Source organism: Methylobacterium sp. D54C, from assembly GCF_053345595.1.
Window position 1 is genome coordinate 26123 of sequence record NZ_JBKFAK010000027.1, and the last position, 16308, is coordinate 42430.

Consider the following 16308-nt stretch of genomic DNA (forward strand, 5'->3'; position numbering starts at 1 on the left):
GAGGGTGGGGTCGGGCTCGATCTCAGGAGTACAGGGCGTCGGGCCGCAGGGCCGCGGCGATCTCGGGTCCAGTCGGCGGGCGGATCAGGCGGATCGCGGGGGCGTCGGCGTCCCAATCGATCAACCCGGCCGCCCGGAACTGGCCGAGCCAGTAGGTCATGCACCAGCGCCCGTGCCGTGCCCGGAAGCGCGTCGCGTTGGCGAGGATCGGCGCGAAATGCTGCAGCGGCGGGACGTGGACCGGGTGGTGCTGGTGATAGGCGCGGGCGCCCGCAACCCAGAAGGTCGGCAGCCCGGACGCGGCGAGCCGGGCGGCGAGGTCGGTCTCCTCGCCGCCGTAGCCCACGAAGGCCTCGTCCATGCCGCCGGCTTCGCGCCAGGACGCGGCCGGCAGCGCGAAGGACAGCCCCCAGAGCTGTCCCGCGTCGGGCTCGGGACGGAGGCCGGTATCTGGAAGGGCGGGTCGGGCCGGATGGATCCGGCCGAGGCGATCGAGGAACGCCGGATCGGGATCGTCGGCGACCGCCCCCGGGGGCAGGTAGAGAACCTCGCCGAGGAGCAGCCCCCAGGTCGTCCCGGCAGCGTTCGCGTAGGCTGCCACCAGTCCCGGCGACGGGATGCAATCCACGTCGAGGAAGACGAGGAGTTCAGCGCACGCTGCCTCGGCGGCCCGGTTGCGCGCGGCGGCCAGCGGCATCGGCTCGCCCGGCACGTGGAGGTGTCGGACCGGGCAGCCGGGATCGGGCAGATCCGGTGCACGCTGCGACTGCATCCAGGCGATGACCAGTTCCCGCGGGGGCAGCGTCTGGCGGGCGAGACCCCGCATCAGATTACGTAGGCGGTCGGTCCGGCCGCGGACCAGGGTCAGGACGCTGGGACCCGGCTCCCCCCCGTGTTCAGCAGACATCGGCAAGCATCCGGCGGAAGTGCGACACCCCTTCGATGATGCCCCGCGCGTGGGTCCGGCGGGACACGTAGGAGTGCTTCAGGGCGGCATGGCTTGCGAGGTCGTCAGAATAGTTCGCCACGATGATCGCCTGCACCCGCGCGCCCAGCATCTCGATGTCGTTGCCGGAATCGCCGGCGACGAACACCGCGTGCTCCGGCAGGTCATAGAGCGCCCGGACGTGATCGACCGCGGTACCCTTCGAGGCCGCCTCCGGCAGGATGTCGAGGTAGCGGCCGTGGCTGTGGATCACGCGGGCGGCGAGTCCGGCCTGGGCGAGGCACGCGCGGACGCGCCGCGCGGCCGCCGGATCGCCGAAATAGCTCAGCTTCAGGATCCGCTGCTCTAGCGGGCCCTGCGGGGTGAGCCCGTCGAGCCCGGCCAAAGCCGTCTGCACGGCCGACCGATCCCAGCCGGACGCGATGATCCGGCGCCACGCGGCGTCGGCCGTGTAGGTCACGCCGTTGGCGTCGAGGTGGTAGATTTCCGACCCCACCGAGGTGATCATCACCTGCGGCCGAGGGCTGTCCTGCTGCTCCAGCACGGCCATCGCGCTGTGGAAGGACCGGCCGGTTGCGACGCCGAAGGCCAGCCCCGCCTGGCGGCTGCGCCAGCGGCGGAAGATCCCCATGGCCGCATCGCAGCCGACCAGTGTGTTGTCGATGTCGCAGACGAGCAGTTGCCGGGGTGTCTGTATGGACGGCTCCGCGGCCAGCAGCGCGCGCAGCAGCACGTGATAGCGCGCGGCGTGCCGGTCCCAGTCGTAGGCCGCCGCCGCCCGGGCGCCGCCGGCCACGCAGCGCGCGTAGAGGGCCGGATCGCCCAGGATCTGCAGGCAGGCCTCGGCGATCGCCCCGGGGGTGCGGGGATCGACCAGGAGTCCGTTGCCGCAGGTCTCGACGATGTCGTTGGGGCCGCCGCTGTCGGTGGCGACCAGCGGCAGGCCGGCGGCCGAGGCCTCCAGCAGCGTCAGGCCGAAGGGCTCGTTGAGGGCCGGGTTGACGAACAGGCCGCCCCGAGCCCGAGCATGGGCGTAGATTGCCGGCACATCCTCCGGACGATGGGTCTTGGGGTAGGCGACGCGCCCGTAGAGGTCATAACGGTCGATCAGGACCAGGAGGTCGCGCATGGTCGCGGCCATGTCGCCATCGAGGGTGTCGATATCGTCGCGGGTCCCGGCGACGATCACGAGATTGGCGCGGGCCTGGAGCGCACGACTCTCGCCGTAGGCGCGCACCAGCGCCGCGAGATTCTTGCGCGCCACCGGCCGGGCGAGCGCCAGGACCGCCGGCTTGGCCGGATCGGTCAGGAAGCGGTCGATCGCGGCGTCGACCCGGGGATGCGGCTTGGCCGCGGCGAAGCGGACGAGGTCGCTGCCCGGAGGCAGGACACGGACGCGCCCGGGATCGTAGGCCGCATAGCCGGCGTACTGCACCTCGGCCTCGTCCCGCGAGGAGGCGATCACGAGCTGGGCCCGCGCCAGCGCCTCCTCCTCGGCGGCGATTCGGCGCGCGAGATCGGGCTGGACGGGGACCGCGCCCAGCATCGTCGCCTTCACGCGTCCGAGGGAATGGGCCGTGAACACGAAGGGGATGCCAAGGCGATCCTCCACCAGGGCCGCCACCGTCGCCGCGTCCGCGTAATGCGCGTGAATGAGATCCGGCGGCCGGTCCTGGGCGGTGATCCAGGAGATGAGATTTTCGGCGAAGGACGCGACCTCGGCGTGCATCGCCTCCTTGGCGCGGTAGTCTGGGGACGCGCTCGCGAGCCGCACGAGCGTGACCTTGTCGGCGATCGGCTCTTCGGGCACGGCGTAGGCGGGGCCGAGGGAGCCGCGAAACAGGCGGGTTGCCACCACGATCCGCGTGAGATCGCGGTCCTGCACGGAGGCCGAAACCAGATCGAGCAGGTAGCGGATATGGCCGCCGGTGTCGGCGGTCAGCCCGTAGACGACGCTGTCGCCGCGCAGGCAGCCCTGCAGGGCGATGTGCAGAACGAACATCAGACGTACGCTATGGCTCTCGAGCGACCCTGGGCACTTAACTTATGTAAAGCGATCGCCGCGCCCCGGATTAACATATGTAAAGAGGTTGCCGTGCTTCGCGTCGCCCAGGTCGCACCGAACATCTTTCCCGTTCCCCCAGACCATCACGGCGGCACCGAGCGGGTTGTGCATGATCTCAGCACGGCGCTGCGAAGCTTGGGCGTGGAACTAACATTGTTTGCTTCTTCGGACAGTGCGACAGACTTGCCGCGTGTCGGCGACTACCCGAGCCTTGCGGCTCTGGAACGGCAATACGGGCGCGTCGCACCCGGGGTGCCGGCCGCCCTGGACGCCCTGCAACTGGAGGCCCTGCGTCGGCGGCTGGACGCATTCGACATCGTTCATTGCCATGGCGAGTTCGCGCATGCGGCTCTCCTGGGCGGGCGCCGCCGGCACAGCCTGACCACCATCCACTGGCGGGTCGACGAACTCGACCGGGCGCTGTTCTTCCAGGGCTTCCCCGACCTGCCGGTGGCGGCGATCTCGGCCGCGCAGGCTACCGGCATCCCGGCCTCCAACCGGGCCGGCATCGTGCATCACGGCATCGACCGGACCCGCTACAGCCTCCGCGCCGTACCGGACGACCATGTCGCCTTTGTCGGCCGCATGACCGACCAGAAGCGCCCCGATGTGGCGATCCGCGTCGCCCGCGCGGCCGGCCTGCCGATCCGGCTCGGCGGCACGATTGATGTGGGCAACCCGGACTATTTCGATCGGCGGGTGTGGCCCCTCCTCGGCACCGATGCGACCTATCTCGGGCCCGTCGACGATGCCCGGAAGGGCGAGCTCCTGGGGGGCGCCCGGGCGCTCTTGTTCCCGATCGACTGGCCCGAGCCCTTCGGCCTCGTGATGATCGAGGCGATGGCCTGCGGGACCCCGGTCGTCGCCTGGGAGCGCGGCTCGGTCCCCGAGATCGTCGAGGACGGGGTGACGGGTTTCATCGTCTCCACCGAGGCCGAGGCGGTCGAAGCCCTCGCCCGCATCGGGCAGCTCGACCGTGCAACAGTCCGCCGCCGGTTCGAGGAACGGTTCACCGCCGAGCGCATGGCGCGGGATTACCTGGCCCTCTACCAGCGCCTACGCGCCGCCTGATGCGCACAGCCCTTTTGACCTGGGACTACCCGCCATCCCCGAGCGGCCTCTCGACTGCCGCCCGGGAGATCGCCGAGAGCCTCGCGGAGGCCGGCGCGGCGGTGACGGTCTTCACCCTCGACCGGACTGGGCATGAACGGACGGGCGGCGTTGCCGTATCGGGCCTCGCCCTGGCGCCCGGAAGCCCCCTGGCGCGCCTGCGCCTCTGGGGATCGGCCGGTCATCTCGCCGCCCCGCTCGCGTTCCGGCGCGCCGTCCTCGCCGCCAACGACGAGGTGTCCTTCGACGTCGTCGAGGCAACGAACTGGTACGCGCCGGCCGCGTTGCTCGCCGGCCGTCGGGATCTGCCGCTGGTGACCCGCAGCTCGACGCCGGCCGCCTTCACACGCGACCCGGCCGGCAGCTTGCGGAACCGCCTGGACGGCTGGATGGCCGACGGCCTGGAGCGCCGACAGGCCAGGGGAAGCACCGGGCTCATCGCCAACACGGCGGCGCACGGGGCGGTGATCGCTCGGGCCTACGGGCTGACCGGACGGCAGCCCGAAGCGGTGATCGGTCTCAGCCTTCCCCCCGAAGTGGCTGCTGCTGCGCGCGGCGCCCCCTATCCCCAGGCGGCGGAACCTATCCGCCTGCTCTTCGTCGGGCGGGCGGAGGCGCGGAAAGGGTTCGGCGCCCTTCTCGGCGCGGCCGCGATCCTCGGTGCCGAGCATGCGCAGGGCATTCTGCCCGCCTTTCGGCTCGACCTCGTCGGGGTCCCACCAGACGATCTCCCGGCCGATCTGCCCCAGGCTGCGCGGCGGCACATACAGGCTCGGGGTCGGATCGACGGCCGATCGCTGTCAGAGGCCTATGCCGAGGCCCATGCGGTGCTCGCGCCCTCGCGCTACGAGAGCTTCGGACTCGTCTACCAGGAGGCGCTCGCCTACGGCCGACCGGTCGTGGCCTGCGCCGAGGATGCGAGCGCCCGCGCCTTCGTCGGCGCGCCCGGCGCCGGTCCCCTGGCCTCGGCCGCGACCGGACCGGCCCTCGCCGATGCCCTGCGTCCGCTCCTCACCGATCCGGACCTGCGCCGCGCCTACCGCGCCCGCGCCCTGGCGGCGGCCGGGCGCTTCAGCCGGGCGAGCCTCGGGCGCGAGACCCTGGCGCTCTACGAACGGGCGATCGCGGCGGCGCGCGGCTGATCGTGCAGCCGCAGCAGATCCGGCCCGCTCCGACCCGTCAGTCTGCGTAGGGGCGCAGCAGCGCGGCCTCCTCCTCCGGACGTCCGCGCCCGGGATCGAGCGCCTCGTAGCGCCGCGACCGAGTCCGTACATGGGCCGAACTGAGGCGGTGCTCGATCCAACCGTGCAGGGCGATGAGGCTCCCCGGCCAGCCGCCATCGAGAACAGGGCGCTCGTGGACGCGACCGGCGTACAGCAGACCGGTGCGATTCAATCGATACTGGACATCCGGGAAGACGTCCGAGAGGACACCATCGACCCGGTTCGCCCGGGCGAGGCCGACTGAGACGATGCCGTCCGCCTCGGCGAGGGCCGCCAAGGCGGGCAGCAAGCGGCCGGTCGCCGGCTCGAGCGCCTCGTCGGCGTCGAGCTGCAGCATCCAGCCGTGGCGGGCGAAACCCTGGAGGGCATTGCGCTGCGCGGCGAAATCCCCGTCCAGGGGGCGGGCGGCCACGCGCACCGCCCCCGCGGCGAAGCCCGCGACCATGACCGGCTCCGCCGCCAGGGCCGGCCCGTCGACCAGGATCACGACGTCGTCCGTCCAGCCAGCCTGCACCGGCAGCGAGGCCAGGACCGCGTCCCGGTCCGCCGGACGGCAGATGAGACCGAGGGACACCGGGCGTCCGTCGGCGGCTTCGAGGGCGAACAGCTCGGCTTCGGCCGCCCGGGTACCGTGGGGGTGCTGGAGTTCCGCGCGGCCGGCCTCGTCGCGGGGACAGGCGCCGAGCCGCCAACGGGTCGCAGCGCTACGCAGGGTGTAGAGGTCGAGGCCGTAGGGCGCCTCCCGGTCCAGCGCGAAGACCGGACCGGCGAGGCTTCGGGCCAGATGCGCGCGGCACGCCTCCGCATCCCCATTCTCCACGAGCAGGACCCCGCAGGCGTTGCAGGCCAGCGGGAAGGCGCGGCGCTCACCATCCGGATAGGACAGGGTCCGGTCGCTCGGCCCGATCATGGCGGCCGCACAGACGAAGCATCGCCGCATGATCCCCTCTTCCGCGCTCGCGATCAGGCCGGAGGGGCCTGGATGCGCCGGGCCCGCGCCTTACCTTCGCGGTTCCCATAACCCCTGCCGCACGTGCTCCCGGACGTCGACCCCCTCTCCGCCGGACGCGCCGGCCTGCCCGCCGACGGGTCCCTCGCCATCGTGGGCAACGCGTCCGGAACGGGTGCGTGGGGAGCCGCGATCGATGCAGCCGATAGCGTCGTCCGCTTCAACAACGCGCCCGGTTTCGGCGCCGCTGGCGGCCGCCGCATCACCCATCTCGCACTGGTCAACCGCGGCGGCCAGACGCGGGAATGGCTGGCGGACCGGAATTTTCTCGAGCGTCCGGTGGTCCGCGCTGCGCAGGCCTTCATCCTGCCCTTCCCGATGCTGCCGGCGGAGCACAACGTCCCCGAGCCGATCTGCTGGACCCGCGAACTTCTGGCGCGGCTGCAACCGTTGGGCCGCCCGGTCTTCCTCCTGCCCGAGACGCTGCACCAGCAGGCTCACGCTCTGCTCAGGCCCCGCACGGCGGGACGCCCGAACCCGAGCACCGGCTTCCTCGTGACGCTCGCGCTGCTGCTCGGCCGCCCGGCCGGCGCAGGACCGGCGCAGGTGTTCGGCTTCGGGTTCGACGGCTGGCCCGGTCATCCCTGGGCGGCCGAGCGCGCATGGTTCGCCGAGGCCGAGGCCGCCGGACGCATCCGTGTGCATCCGCCATCTCTGACCGAGCGATAACGTCATGACTACGCTGATCACCGTCCTGAAGGACGGCGGGCGCTACGACGCCACCTGGGTCGCCCGCCTCGCAGGCGGCATCCGCCGCCATGCCCCGGCTTTCGAACGGATCGTCTGTCTTACGGACCTGCCGGTGGCTGTTCAGGGCGTGGAGACGATCCCGCTCCGGCATGCTTGGCCGGCCTGGTGGGCGAAGATGGAGGCGTTCCGGCCTGGTCTGAGCACGGGTCCGGCCCTCTTGTGCGACCTCGATACGGTGCTGACCGGCCCGGCCGATGCCCTAGCCGAGCCCGGTCTCGCCGCGATGGAGGACTATTTCCACGCGGGGCGCCTCTCCAGCGCGCTGCTGCGCTGGTCCGGGGACGAACTCGCGTCGCTCTACACGACCTTCGCGGCCGACCCCGACCGCTGGATGAGTCCGGGCTCCTGCGGCCCCGTGCCGAATGCCGTGCATGGCGATCAGGTCGTTATCGACCACCTGCTACGCCGGAGCGGCCGGCATCCGAATTTTATTCAGCGCCTCCATCCCGGTCTGCTCGATTTCTATGATCCCCGGCGCGACTCCCATGGCCCGGTCGTGATCTTCATCGGAGCGGCGAAGCCCGATACGGCGACTGGGGCCGTGTATGCTGCGTGGACGCGTAGCTGATAAAGGCTTCGCGACGCCGTCTCGGCCGACGGCATCTGAAGCGTTATCGTGATCAACCCGGCCGCAGGGCGTACGACCTATCTAGCCCAGAAGCTCCGAGGCTGTCCTTTGCCTACGGGCCACAGTCTCGCACGACCCAACGCTCGGCGGTGGGTTGCGGTCCAGCAGGGAGGAGAATGTCTGCATGTCGGGCGGCGACATTCCGAGGCGGACTGGCGGGTTGCGGCCAGACTACGTCACGCCGGCTCGCCATCGCGCGCCAGACCGGACATTCGGCTTGGCGCCCGTCCCGGTCGTTCACAGCACTTTGCTCGTGCCCGTAAGCAGACGTGGCCCGAGGCGATGCCACTCCATCACAGAGCTTACCCCCTAGACACCGGCATCGCCGTCAGACCGACGACTGCGATCCGACACCTGTCTGGAAAGTGTTCTTTCTCAGCCGCTGCGGGGCAGCTCGACGGTTGGCCAATGCATAAGCAGCGAGCCCGAACCCGGCCGCGACGCAGAAGCTGGTGGTATCGAAGGCCGCGAACACCGTGTCGCCTTCACGCAAGCTTGTGAGGAGATGACGGTTCGTCGTGACGCCGCCGACGATCGGGATGGCGAAGAACCCGGCGGCGGCCGTCGTTAGCGCGACGGTCCATGCCCGAGCCGGCGCGAGGAACGCGACTGGAAGGGCCGTCAACAACCACCCGGCGAAGAAGGCCTGCACTTCGGCCTCGGGACGAGCAGGCATCGCCGCGGGCAGCAACCGGTTGGCCAGGAAGTAGGACGCCACGGCGATCGGCAGGCCGACCACCGTGCCGACGTTGAGCGCGTGGACGAGCCGGTGGCCCAGCGGCAGTCGCGCCGCAGAGTTGGGCTTGGGTAGACGCGCGACGGTCCACAGCACCAGGCCGGTTGCCACCATGGCGCAGCCCATCAAGCCCGACAGGAAGAACAGCAGGCGCAGCGGCCAGCGTGCGAAGTGTGCCTCATGCAGGCCAATTAATGTCCCGTGCACGGTGGTCGCGGCGCTGGCCGGCATGGTCGTGGCGAGGAAGGTGCCCGTCACCCCATCGAAGCCGACCGCGGGGTGGATGTGAGCCAAGCCCTCGGGCTCCTCCATCGTCACCACCACCGTGCTTCGCGCGTCGCGCGGGTTGTGGATCGCGATGAAGGTTGCCACCGAGCCGGTGAGGCGCACCGCCTCGCGGACCATCGGTCCGAGCGGCGCGAGCGTCCCCGGGTCATGGGCCGGAGGACGGGCCACGATCGTCTGGCCGCGGTCCTGGAAGTATCGCTCGCGATCACCGCGGTAGGCCGCGTCCACCCCCCAGGGCATGTACAACAGCATCAGCGTGACGAGACCGGTGTAGGTGATCATCAGGTGGAACGGCAGCGCCAGCACGCCGGTGACGTTGTGTGCGTCGAGCCACGCGCGCTGCGGCGCCTTCCCGGGCCGGAGGGTGAACATGTCGACGAAGATCCGCCGATGCGTGACGATCCCGCTGAGCAGGGCGATCAGCATCACCATGGCGCAGCCGCCGACGATCCAGCGTCCCCACAGGGGCGGCAGGTGAAGCTCGTAGTGGAACCGGTACAGGAAGTCGCCGCCGCGGGTATCCCGTGCGGTCAGCGCGCTACCGGTGGCCGGGTCGAGCAGTGCCACCGAGAACGGGGCTCCGGGGGCGGTGCGCCAGACGATCCGGGTCGCGGGGATCTCAGAGGTCGGCAGCGTCATGAACCAGGACCGCGCGTCCGGGGCGCGCTCGCGCAGGGCGTCGACGGCGCGCTCCGCGGCGATCTGGACATCGACCGCGTGACCGGCGCGGAGTTCCGGCCGCATCCACTGCGAGATCTCAGTGCGGTAGTAGCTCAGGGTGCCGGTGAGGAAGACTGCGAACAGCACCCAGCCGACCACGAGCCCGGACCAGGCGTGCAGCCACGCCATCGACTGCCGGAACGTCGTCTTCATCCAGCTCCTCCGTACAGTGCCCCGACGAGGCCGCCGAGCGCGAGGGCCGGCAGCAGCAGGCCGAGCGCGGCGGTCGCGAGGCGGCGGACCCCGAACGTCCACAGCACAGCCGCAGCGTAGACGGCAAAGCTCAGCATCGTCGCCGTCGACGCAGCGTCGGCTCGACCCATCGGCAGGGCGAGCGCCAGCGCCGCGGTGGCGAGACCTGCCAGACCATAGCCGCCGAAGCCCGCCAGGGCGATCCGGGCTGCGACCGCGAGACAAGCGCGGGCCGTCACCGGAAAGCTGTTCGCCGCGAAGCGGAGACCGACGGGCGTCTCACCACTTGTAGCTCGCGCTCGCGATCACCCGGCGCGCGTCGCCGTAGTAGCACCCGCTGCCGGTCGAGATGCAGGACGCCACGTAGTGCCGATCGGCCACGTTGGTGGCGTTGATCGCGAAGCGCCAGCCGTCGCGCACGTAGTGCACCTGTGCGTCGAACAACACGACCTCCGGCACGGTGAAGTAGTTGTCGACCGAGGCGTAGGACATGCCGATGTAGCGCACGCCGCCGCCGAAGCCGAAGCCGGCCAGAGGTCCGGTCGGGATCGTGTAGTCCGCGAACGCCGAGGCCAGGGTCTGCGGGGTGTTGACCGGGGTCTTGCCGATCCTGGCGGCCGAACCGTCCGCGACCGTCTTCAGGTCGTAGCTCGTGAACGATGCGGTGACGTTGAAGTCGGGCGTGACGTTGGCCTGCAACCCCAGCTCGACGCCGCGCGAGCGCACCGCGCCAATCTGGATCGTGTTGTTGATGTTGGTCGGGTCCGTCGTCGACACGTTGGTGCGGATCAGGTCGAACACTGCGGCTGTGGCGAGAAGCTGCGAGCCAGGAGGCTGGTACTTCACGCCGGCCTCGTACTGATCGCCCGTCTCCGGCTTGAACGGCTGGCTGAAGAAGTCCGTCCCGATCACCGGGTTGAAGAACGTCGCGTAGCTCAGGTAGGGGGCGAGCCCGAAGTCGAAGTCGTAGACGATGCCGTAGCGCTGGGTCGCCGCGTTGGCGCGCTGCTCGCTGGTCCGGCTCGTCAGCTTGTTGAGGACGTCGTTCTCGGTGAAATCGCCCCGCCCGCTGGCGATGATGCTGAGCTCCGGGGTGATGTGGATCTGGTCCTGGGCATAGATGCCAAGTTGTTGGAACGAGGTGCCCGTGACGTTGAAGGGCGTCGGGATCGGGGTGGGCACCCCGTAGACCGGGGCGAGGAAGTTGATCCGCAGCGCCGGCAGGTTCGCGGTGGTCGAGCTGCGCGCGCTGGTGCCGTCGAGTTGAGCCTGCTTGTAGTCGAGCCCGAACAACATCGTGTGGCGGAACGGTCCGGTGTCGAAGCGGGCTTCGAGCTGGTTGTCGACGTTGAACAGGTTCTCACGGCCAGAGGATTGCGAGCGGTAGCGGTTGAGCACTGTCTGGTTCGTGCCGGCGACGTAGCTGCCGGAGATGAGGGTGTTGTCGTAGCTCTCGGTGAACGAGTAGCGCAGGTTCTGCCGGAAGGTGAACACCTCGTCGAAGACGTGCTCGAACTGGTAACCGCCGTAGGCCTGCGTACGTCGGAAGCGGTTGGCCTGCGGATCGTTGATGTTGACATTGAGTGGGATGCGCAGGCCGAGGGCCTGTGGACGCACCGTTCCGACGTAGGGCAGGAAGCCGCCGATGCGGCCGGTCTCATCGTGCTGGAAGCTCGTCAGGACCGTGAACGTGGTCGCCCCGTCCGGCTTGTAGGTGAACGACGGGGCGATGTAGCCGCGGTTATCGTCGGTACCGTCGAGCTGTGTACCACCGTTGCGGCCGAGGGCGGTGAGCCGATAGAACCAGTGTCCCTCCGCGTCGGCGGGACCGCCGACGTCGAAGGCGAGATACTTCTGCCCGTAGGAGCCGCCGCCAGCCTCAACGTAGCGCAGTTCCTCGAGCGGCGGCCGCTTGCTGATCAGGTTGACGAGGCCGCCGGGTCCGCCTTGTCCGAACAGGACGGCCGCCGGCCCGCGCAAGACCTCGATCCGCTCAAGCCCAAACGGATCGACCTGAAACGTCCCGTTGCCGTACTGCAGGAGCTGCAGCCCGTTGAGGTAGAGCCCGGTGTCCTGCGCGGTGAAGCCGCGGATCAGGTAGAAGTCTATCCGGCTGCCTGGGCCGTAGGTGCCACCGTAGACGCCCGGCACATACTTCAGTGCCTCGGGCACGGTGAGGGCCCGCTGCGCGTCGAGCTGCTGACGCCCGATGACGGTGATCGACTGCGGTGTCTCGATCAGCGGCGTATTGGTCTTGGTCGCGGTCAGCGAGCGGGTTGGCACGAAACCGTCGATGGGGCCGAGCGGATCCTCCTGGCGGCGCCCGCCACCGCCTTGGCCGGTGACGCTCAACTCCTCCAGCACGACTCCGGCTTGTGCGGTCTGATCGGCGGGGTTGCGCGCCCGCGGGCGCGACGGGGTCGCGTCCTGCGCCTGGGCGGCACTGATGGCGATCGGCCTGAACGGAAGGGCTTGGATCAGGATGCCGAGCGAGACGCCCGCGAGGGTGAGAGCACGCACAGTGCCTCGTTGTGCCTGATCTCGACGCATGAACACCGTGTCTCTCTCGCGCTGCGGGCAGCCGCCCGCGTTCGCCGGGAGGACGCCCAGCGGGGATGCAGATCGCAGATTAGAAAGAAGCTAAACTACTGTTTTGCTTGACTTTTCTGCCGCCGGGATAGGCGCGATCACGAACGCGTGCAAGGCCATGAATGGCAGGGGCTGTGGGTCGTGACCGAAACAGCACAGCTGCTTCGCGGCACTCACGCGTGGGAGGCGTTGGCTTAGGGCGCGGCACCGTGCGTCTTACGATTGGCTACGGGTCGAGCAGTCCTGTCACGACGATGCTGGTGGAGCGATCGTCGCCACGCCGCACCGTCGCGGCGACGCCGTACACCTCCGCCAGCGTCGCCGCAGTGACGGCTCGTTCCGGCGGCCCGTCGGCGGCCACGCCCCCGCCATGGATCAGGACGACGCGATCGGCCCACGTCGCGGCGAGGCTGAGGTCATGCAGCACTGCCAACACGATCAGGCCGTCCGCGGCGAGGCTGCGCAGGACCGTGAGGACGGCGTGCTGGTGGCGCAGATCCAGCGCGCTGAGCGGTTCGTCGAGGAGTAGCAGCCGCGGGCGCCGGACGAGCGCCTGGGCCAAGCTCGTCAACTGGCGCTGTCCGCCCGACAGCCGATCGAGCCGGGTCCGGGCGAGCGCCGTGAGCCCGAGCCGATCGAGGACGGCCGCCGCTTGGACGGGTGCTGGCGCGCCGTGCGCCGGCTTGCCCGCCCTGGCGGCGTAGACGACGGCTTCCATCACGGTGAAGGTGAGATCGGGGGGCAGCGCCTGCGGCATGAACGCCACGCCCTCCGCTCGGCGGGACGCCGGGGCGCCGACCATCTCGCGCCCGTCGAGCCGGATCGAGCCCGCGGCCTGAACGAGCCCAGCGAGCGCGCGCAGGAGCGTCGACTTGCCCGCGCCATTCGGCCCAGCGACGATCGTAAGTCGTCCAGGCTGTATCATCGGCAGCGTCACCCCGCGCAGGACCGCGTGCCGGCCATAGCCCACCCGCAGGTCGGCGATCGCGAGCCCCGCCGACCCATCGTGCATCATGGTGCAATCTCACGGCATGGCGTCATGACGCCACCCTGCGCGCGATCAGGATCATGAAGAACGGCACCCCGATTAGCGCGGTCACAATTCCGATCGGCAGCATGGCGCCGGGTACGATGAGCTTGCTCGCGGTAGAGGCGAGCGAGAGCAGCAGGGCGCCGGTGCACAGACTCGTCGGGAGCAGGAAGCGATGGTCCTCGCCGGCCAGCAGTCGCGCGAGGTGCGGCCCAACAAGCCCGACGAAGCCGATCGTCCCTACGAACGCCACCGCGGCCGCCGTCAGAACGCTGATCCGAAGCATGGCGGCCAGATGCAGCCGGCTCACGTCGATGCCGAAGGTGCGCGCGCGTTCATGACCGAAGCGCAGGGCCGTCAGATCTGCGGCCGAGCGCTGCGACAGGGGGACGATGATGGAGAGGATCGCGGCCAGCGCGCCGATCTGCGCCCAGTCCGTGCGGCCGAGGCTTCCCATCGTCCAGAACACGAGCTGCTGCAACGCCTGCTCGGACGCCGCGAACTGGAGCAAGGCCACCAGGGCGTTGAAACTGAAGAACAGTGCGATGCCAAACAGCACGACGCTGTCGCGCCCGCCTCGCAGTCGTGACAGACCCTGTAGCAGCAGGGCCGCCCCGAGCGCGAATGCGAAGGCGTAGGCGGGCACGACCCACGCGCGGGGCAGGTACGGCAAGCCCATGCCGGCCACGATGCAGAGCGCCGCGCCGAAGGCGGCGGCCGAGGCCAGCCCCAGGGTGAAGGGGCTCGCGAGCGGGTTGTCGAGGACCGTCTGCATCTCGGTGCCTGCGAGCGATAGAGCGGCGCCGACCAGCAGCGCCGTCACCGCGGGCGGCAGTCGGACTGCCCGGACGATCGCCGCTTCGGCGGGCGTGACGCCCGCCGGGTCGAACAGCGCGCGCAGCACGTGTCCTGGCGGCAGCATGGCGGGACCCGTCGCCATGTCGAGCAGGAACGCAAGCCCGACGCAGAGGATCGCCAATGCCAGCCACACTGCCCGCCGCCGAAGCGTCCGGGCGTAGGCTGCTGCCGGGTCGGGCGTGGCGGAGAGGCCGACGGTCACGGGTCGATCCAGTAGGTGCCCGCCATCGGCACCGCGAGAAAGCGGGCGTTGATCTCGGCGAGGGTTGCCTCGGGCTCGATGCCTTCCATCAGTTCCGGATGCAGCCACTTGGCCATGACCTCGACGGCCAGGACGTTGACGGGCGAGGCTCCGAACCCATGCCAGAGCCCGAAGGCGCGGCCAGCCCGCACGGCCGACAACCCGGTGAGGCTCGGTGCGCGAAGAACCGCGGAAAGCGAGGTGCGCGCCGCCTCGCGGTCGATGCCGTCGCCGAGGGAGAGCCCGCCCCGCCCGGAGCCGTACGCGCCGCCGGTGGCGACGTAGACCGCCGGGTCGAGGCCGATGAGCGCTTCAGGACTGACTTGGCCCGTGGCCCCCGGCAAGAGTCGGGCCGCCGCGTTGGCCCCGCCCGCGGCGCGGATGTCGTCGTCGAAGGTCCCCCGGCCGGGGGAGAAGCAACAGGCCATCGCCCCCGCGTGGGTGTGAAGGAACACGGCAGGGGCCTCGTGCACGCCGCGCAGTCTCTCCGTCACCGCCGCAAGATGGGCCGCCACGAAGTCGAGGAACGCCTCCGCCTCTTGCTCCCGGCCGAGCAAGCGGCCCAGCGCTCTCATCGCCGGAGCCGTGTCGCGCATAGGGTGCTCGCGGAAATCGATCACGGCAGCCGCGATCCCCGCAGCCGTCAGCGCGCGCAGCAGCGGGTTGCTCCCATCGGCGTCGAGGGGGCCGGCCTGGGCGCGGCCGAGGATTACGAGATCGGGCGCCAGCGCGATCGCGCGCTCGGCCGGAAAGCCGCCAACTCCCGCCTCGACCGTCGGCAACGCGGCGAGCGCCGGGAAACGCCGCGCGTAAGCCGCGTGGACGTCTGGGCTCTGCCGTTCGAGATCGCGCCCGATGCCTACGAGGCGTCCGACAGTGTCACGGTCAATGAGTGCGAGAGCCGGCAGGTCGCGCCCAGCCGCCAGCAGGATGCGGCGGGCCGGCGCCGCCAGGGTGACGCTGCGACCGAGGCCGTCGATCGCCGTCACTGGGGCCGCAACGGCTGGGACGGCGAGGGCAAATGCGGCGAGTAGGCCGGCCCAGGCGAGGCGGCAGGGGCTCACCGCGTGGCCTCCGGGCGGGCGAGGAGGAAGGGCAACGCCCGGCTGATCGCGGCCGGCACCACGGAGACGTGATTCTCGCCTGGGAAGATGTGGAACTGGACCCTCGGGCCCGCCTCGCGGCCGCGCAGGCGCTCGGCCATGGCTCGGGCGTTGCCGATCATGGCGCGGTCCGAGCCTCGGGCGGCGCCGGGTCGGAGGCCACCCGCCCCACGAAGCGAGCGCTCCTCCAGCTCTCCCGCCGTGATCATCACCGCGGTCGAGTCCAGGAGCCGGGCGGCCGCAGCCGACCGCAGCAGCGCCCCTCCGTCGAACCAGAGCGAAGGGCTCGCGGCGGCGTAAGCCGCGAAGGCCTCCGGCTGCGACAGGAGCGCGTGGAGTGCGAACAGGCCGCCGAACGAGTGGCCGAACAGGACGCGATGCGGCGCGCGCAGGCCAAACCGGGCATCGACCATCGGACCGAGTTCATCCACCAGGAACGCGAGGAAGGCGTCGGCGCCCCCGACGGACGGATCTCCTGCGGGCTCGGCGCCATCCGGGCACGGTGGGGTGAAGTCGTAGCGGCGGCCGTCCACATCGAGGACCAGATCGGTCGGGTAGCCGATGCCCACGGCGATGGCCGGGCGCACTCCGGTCACCTCGGGCCGCCGGGCCTGCATGCGCAGGCTGTCGACCAATGTGCCGAACCACGCGTTCCCGTCGAGGATGTAAACGACGTCCCAGCCCCCAGGCGGCGGCTCGGCGTCGGGCCACGCGAGGAAGATGCGGTAGGCGCGCCCCGCCCGGGAGCGGATATCCCAGCTCTCGGTATTGGGAAGGCGCACGCGGACCGGGAACGACGATTCAGGTCGAGTCAACATCG

14 protein-coding genes are annotated in these 16308 nt (G+C 70.5%); 4 read left to right on the forward strand and 10 right to left on the reverse strand.

The window, feature by feature from the left end; genetic code table 11:
- Positions 1-22 precede the first annotated feature (22 nt).
- Complete coding sequence (locus tag ACLBYB_RS28540) at positions 23-907, reverse strand: glycosyltransferase family 2 protein (protein ID WP_447700790.1); 885 nt, start codon at positions 905-907, stop codon at positions 23-25.
- Positions 897-2948, reverse strand: coding sequence for an HAD-IIB family hydrolase (locus ACLBYB_RS28545; protein WP_447700791.1), 2052 nt, complete (start codon positions 2946-2948; stop codon positions 897-899). Before ACLBYB_RS28545 ends, ACLBYB_RS28540 begins: the two co-directional genes overlap by 11 nt.
- A 93-nt stretch (positions 2949-3041) precedes the next feature.
- Here ACLBYB_RS28545 and ACLBYB_RS28550 point away from each other — a divergent pair, with 93 nt between their 5' ends.
- Both ACLBYB_RS28550 and ACLBYB_RS28555 read left to right on the forward strand, forming a co-directional pair.
- On the forward strand, positions 3042-4082 hold the full coding sequence (locus ACLBYB_RS28550; protein ID WP_447700792.1) for a glycosyltransferase family 4 protein: 1041 nt from the start codon (positions 3042-3044) through the stop codon (positions 4080-4082).
- Positions 4082-5263 carry a glycosyltransferase family 4 protein gene (locus ACLBYB_RS28555; protein ID WP_447700793.1) on the forward strand — a complete coding sequence of 394 codons (1182 nt, stop codon included), beginning with the start codon at positions 4082-4084 and terminating at the stop codon, positions 5261-5263. Before ACLBYB_RS28550 ends, ACLBYB_RS28555 begins: the two co-directional genes overlap by 1 nt.
- A gap of 37 nt (positions 5264-5300) precedes the next feature.
- Here the strand turns inward: ACLBYB_RS28555 and ACLBYB_RS28560 are convergent, their stop codons facing one another.
- On the reverse strand, positions 5301-6284 hold the full coding sequence (locus tag ACLBYB_RS28560) for a hypothetical protein (protein ID WP_447700794.1): 984 nt from the start codon (positions 6282-6284) through the stop codon (positions 5301-5303).
- 93 nt (positions 6285-6377) lie between these two features.
- On the opposite strand from ACLBYB_RS28560, the gene ACLBYB_RS28565 reads away from it, so the two are divergent.
- The gene (locus ACLBYB_RS28565; RefSeq protein ID WP_447700795.1) at positions 6378-7022 is read left to right on the forward strand and encodes a hypothetical protein; all 645 of its coding nucleotides are present in this window, start codon (positions 6378-6380) and stop codon (positions 7020-7022) included.
- 4 nt (positions 7023-7026) lie between these two features.
- The gene (locus tag ACLBYB_RS28570; protein ID WP_132368190.1) at positions 7027-7671 is read left to right on the forward strand and encodes a hypothetical protein; all 645 of its coding nucleotides are present in this window, start codon (positions 7027-7029) and stop codon (positions 7669-7671) included.
- Positions 7672-8059: 388 nt separating this feature from the next.
- Here the strand turns inward: ACLBYB_RS28570 and ACLBYB_RS28575 are convergent, their stop codons facing one another.
- The 7 genes from ACLBYB_RS28575 to ACLBYB_RS28605 all read right to left on the reverse strand — a co-directional run bounded on the left by ACLBYB_RS28575 (position 8060) and on the right by ACLBYB_RS28605 (position 16306).
- On the reverse strand, positions 8060-9628 hold the full coding sequence (locus ACLBYB_RS28575; protein ID WP_447700796.1) for a PepSY-associated TM helix domain-containing protein: 1569 nt from the start codon (positions 9626-9628) through the stop codon (positions 8060-8062).
- Complete coding sequence (locus ACLBYB_RS28580; RefSeq protein ID WP_447700797.1) at positions 9625-9906, reverse strand: iron transporter; 282 nt, start codon at positions 9904-9906, stop codon at positions 9625-9627. The genes ACLBYB_RS28575 and ACLBYB_RS28580 overlap by 4 nt, the downstream gene beginning before the upstream one ends.
- Before the next feature lie 40 nt (positions 9907-9946).
- Positions 9947-12187, reverse strand: coding sequence for a TonB-dependent siderophore receptor (locus tag ACLBYB_RS28585; protein ID WP_447700798.1), 2241 nt, complete (start codon positions 12185-12187; stop codon positions 9947-9949).
- A gap of 295 nt (positions 12188-12482) precedes the next feature.
- Complete coding sequence (locus ACLBYB_RS28590) at positions 12483-13271, reverse strand: ABC transporter ATP-binding protein (protein ID WP_447700799.1); 789 nt, start codon at positions 13269-13271, stop codon at positions 12483-12485.
- 22 nt (positions 13272-13293) lie between these two features.
- Positions 13294-14346 (reverse strand): FecCD family ABC transporter permease, encoded by a 1053-nt coding sequence (locus tag ACLBYB_RS28595; protein WP_447700800.1) that lies wholly within the window; start codon positions 14344-14346, stop codon positions 13294-13296.
- Positions 14343-15374, reverse strand: coding sequence for an ABC transporter substrate-binding protein (locus ACLBYB_RS28600; protein ID WP_447700801.1), 1032 nt, complete (start codon positions 15372-15374; stop codon positions 14343-14345). The genes ACLBYB_RS28595 and ACLBYB_RS28600 overlap by 4 nt, the downstream gene beginning before the upstream one ends.
- 71 nt (positions 15375-15445) lie before the next feature.
- A complete protein-coding gene (locus tag ACLBYB_RS28605) occupies positions 15446-16306 on the reverse strand; it encodes an alpha/beta hydrolase (RefSeq protein WP_447700802.1) in 861 nt (286 codons plus the stop codon).
- Positions 16307-16308: the final 2 nt, after the last annotated feature.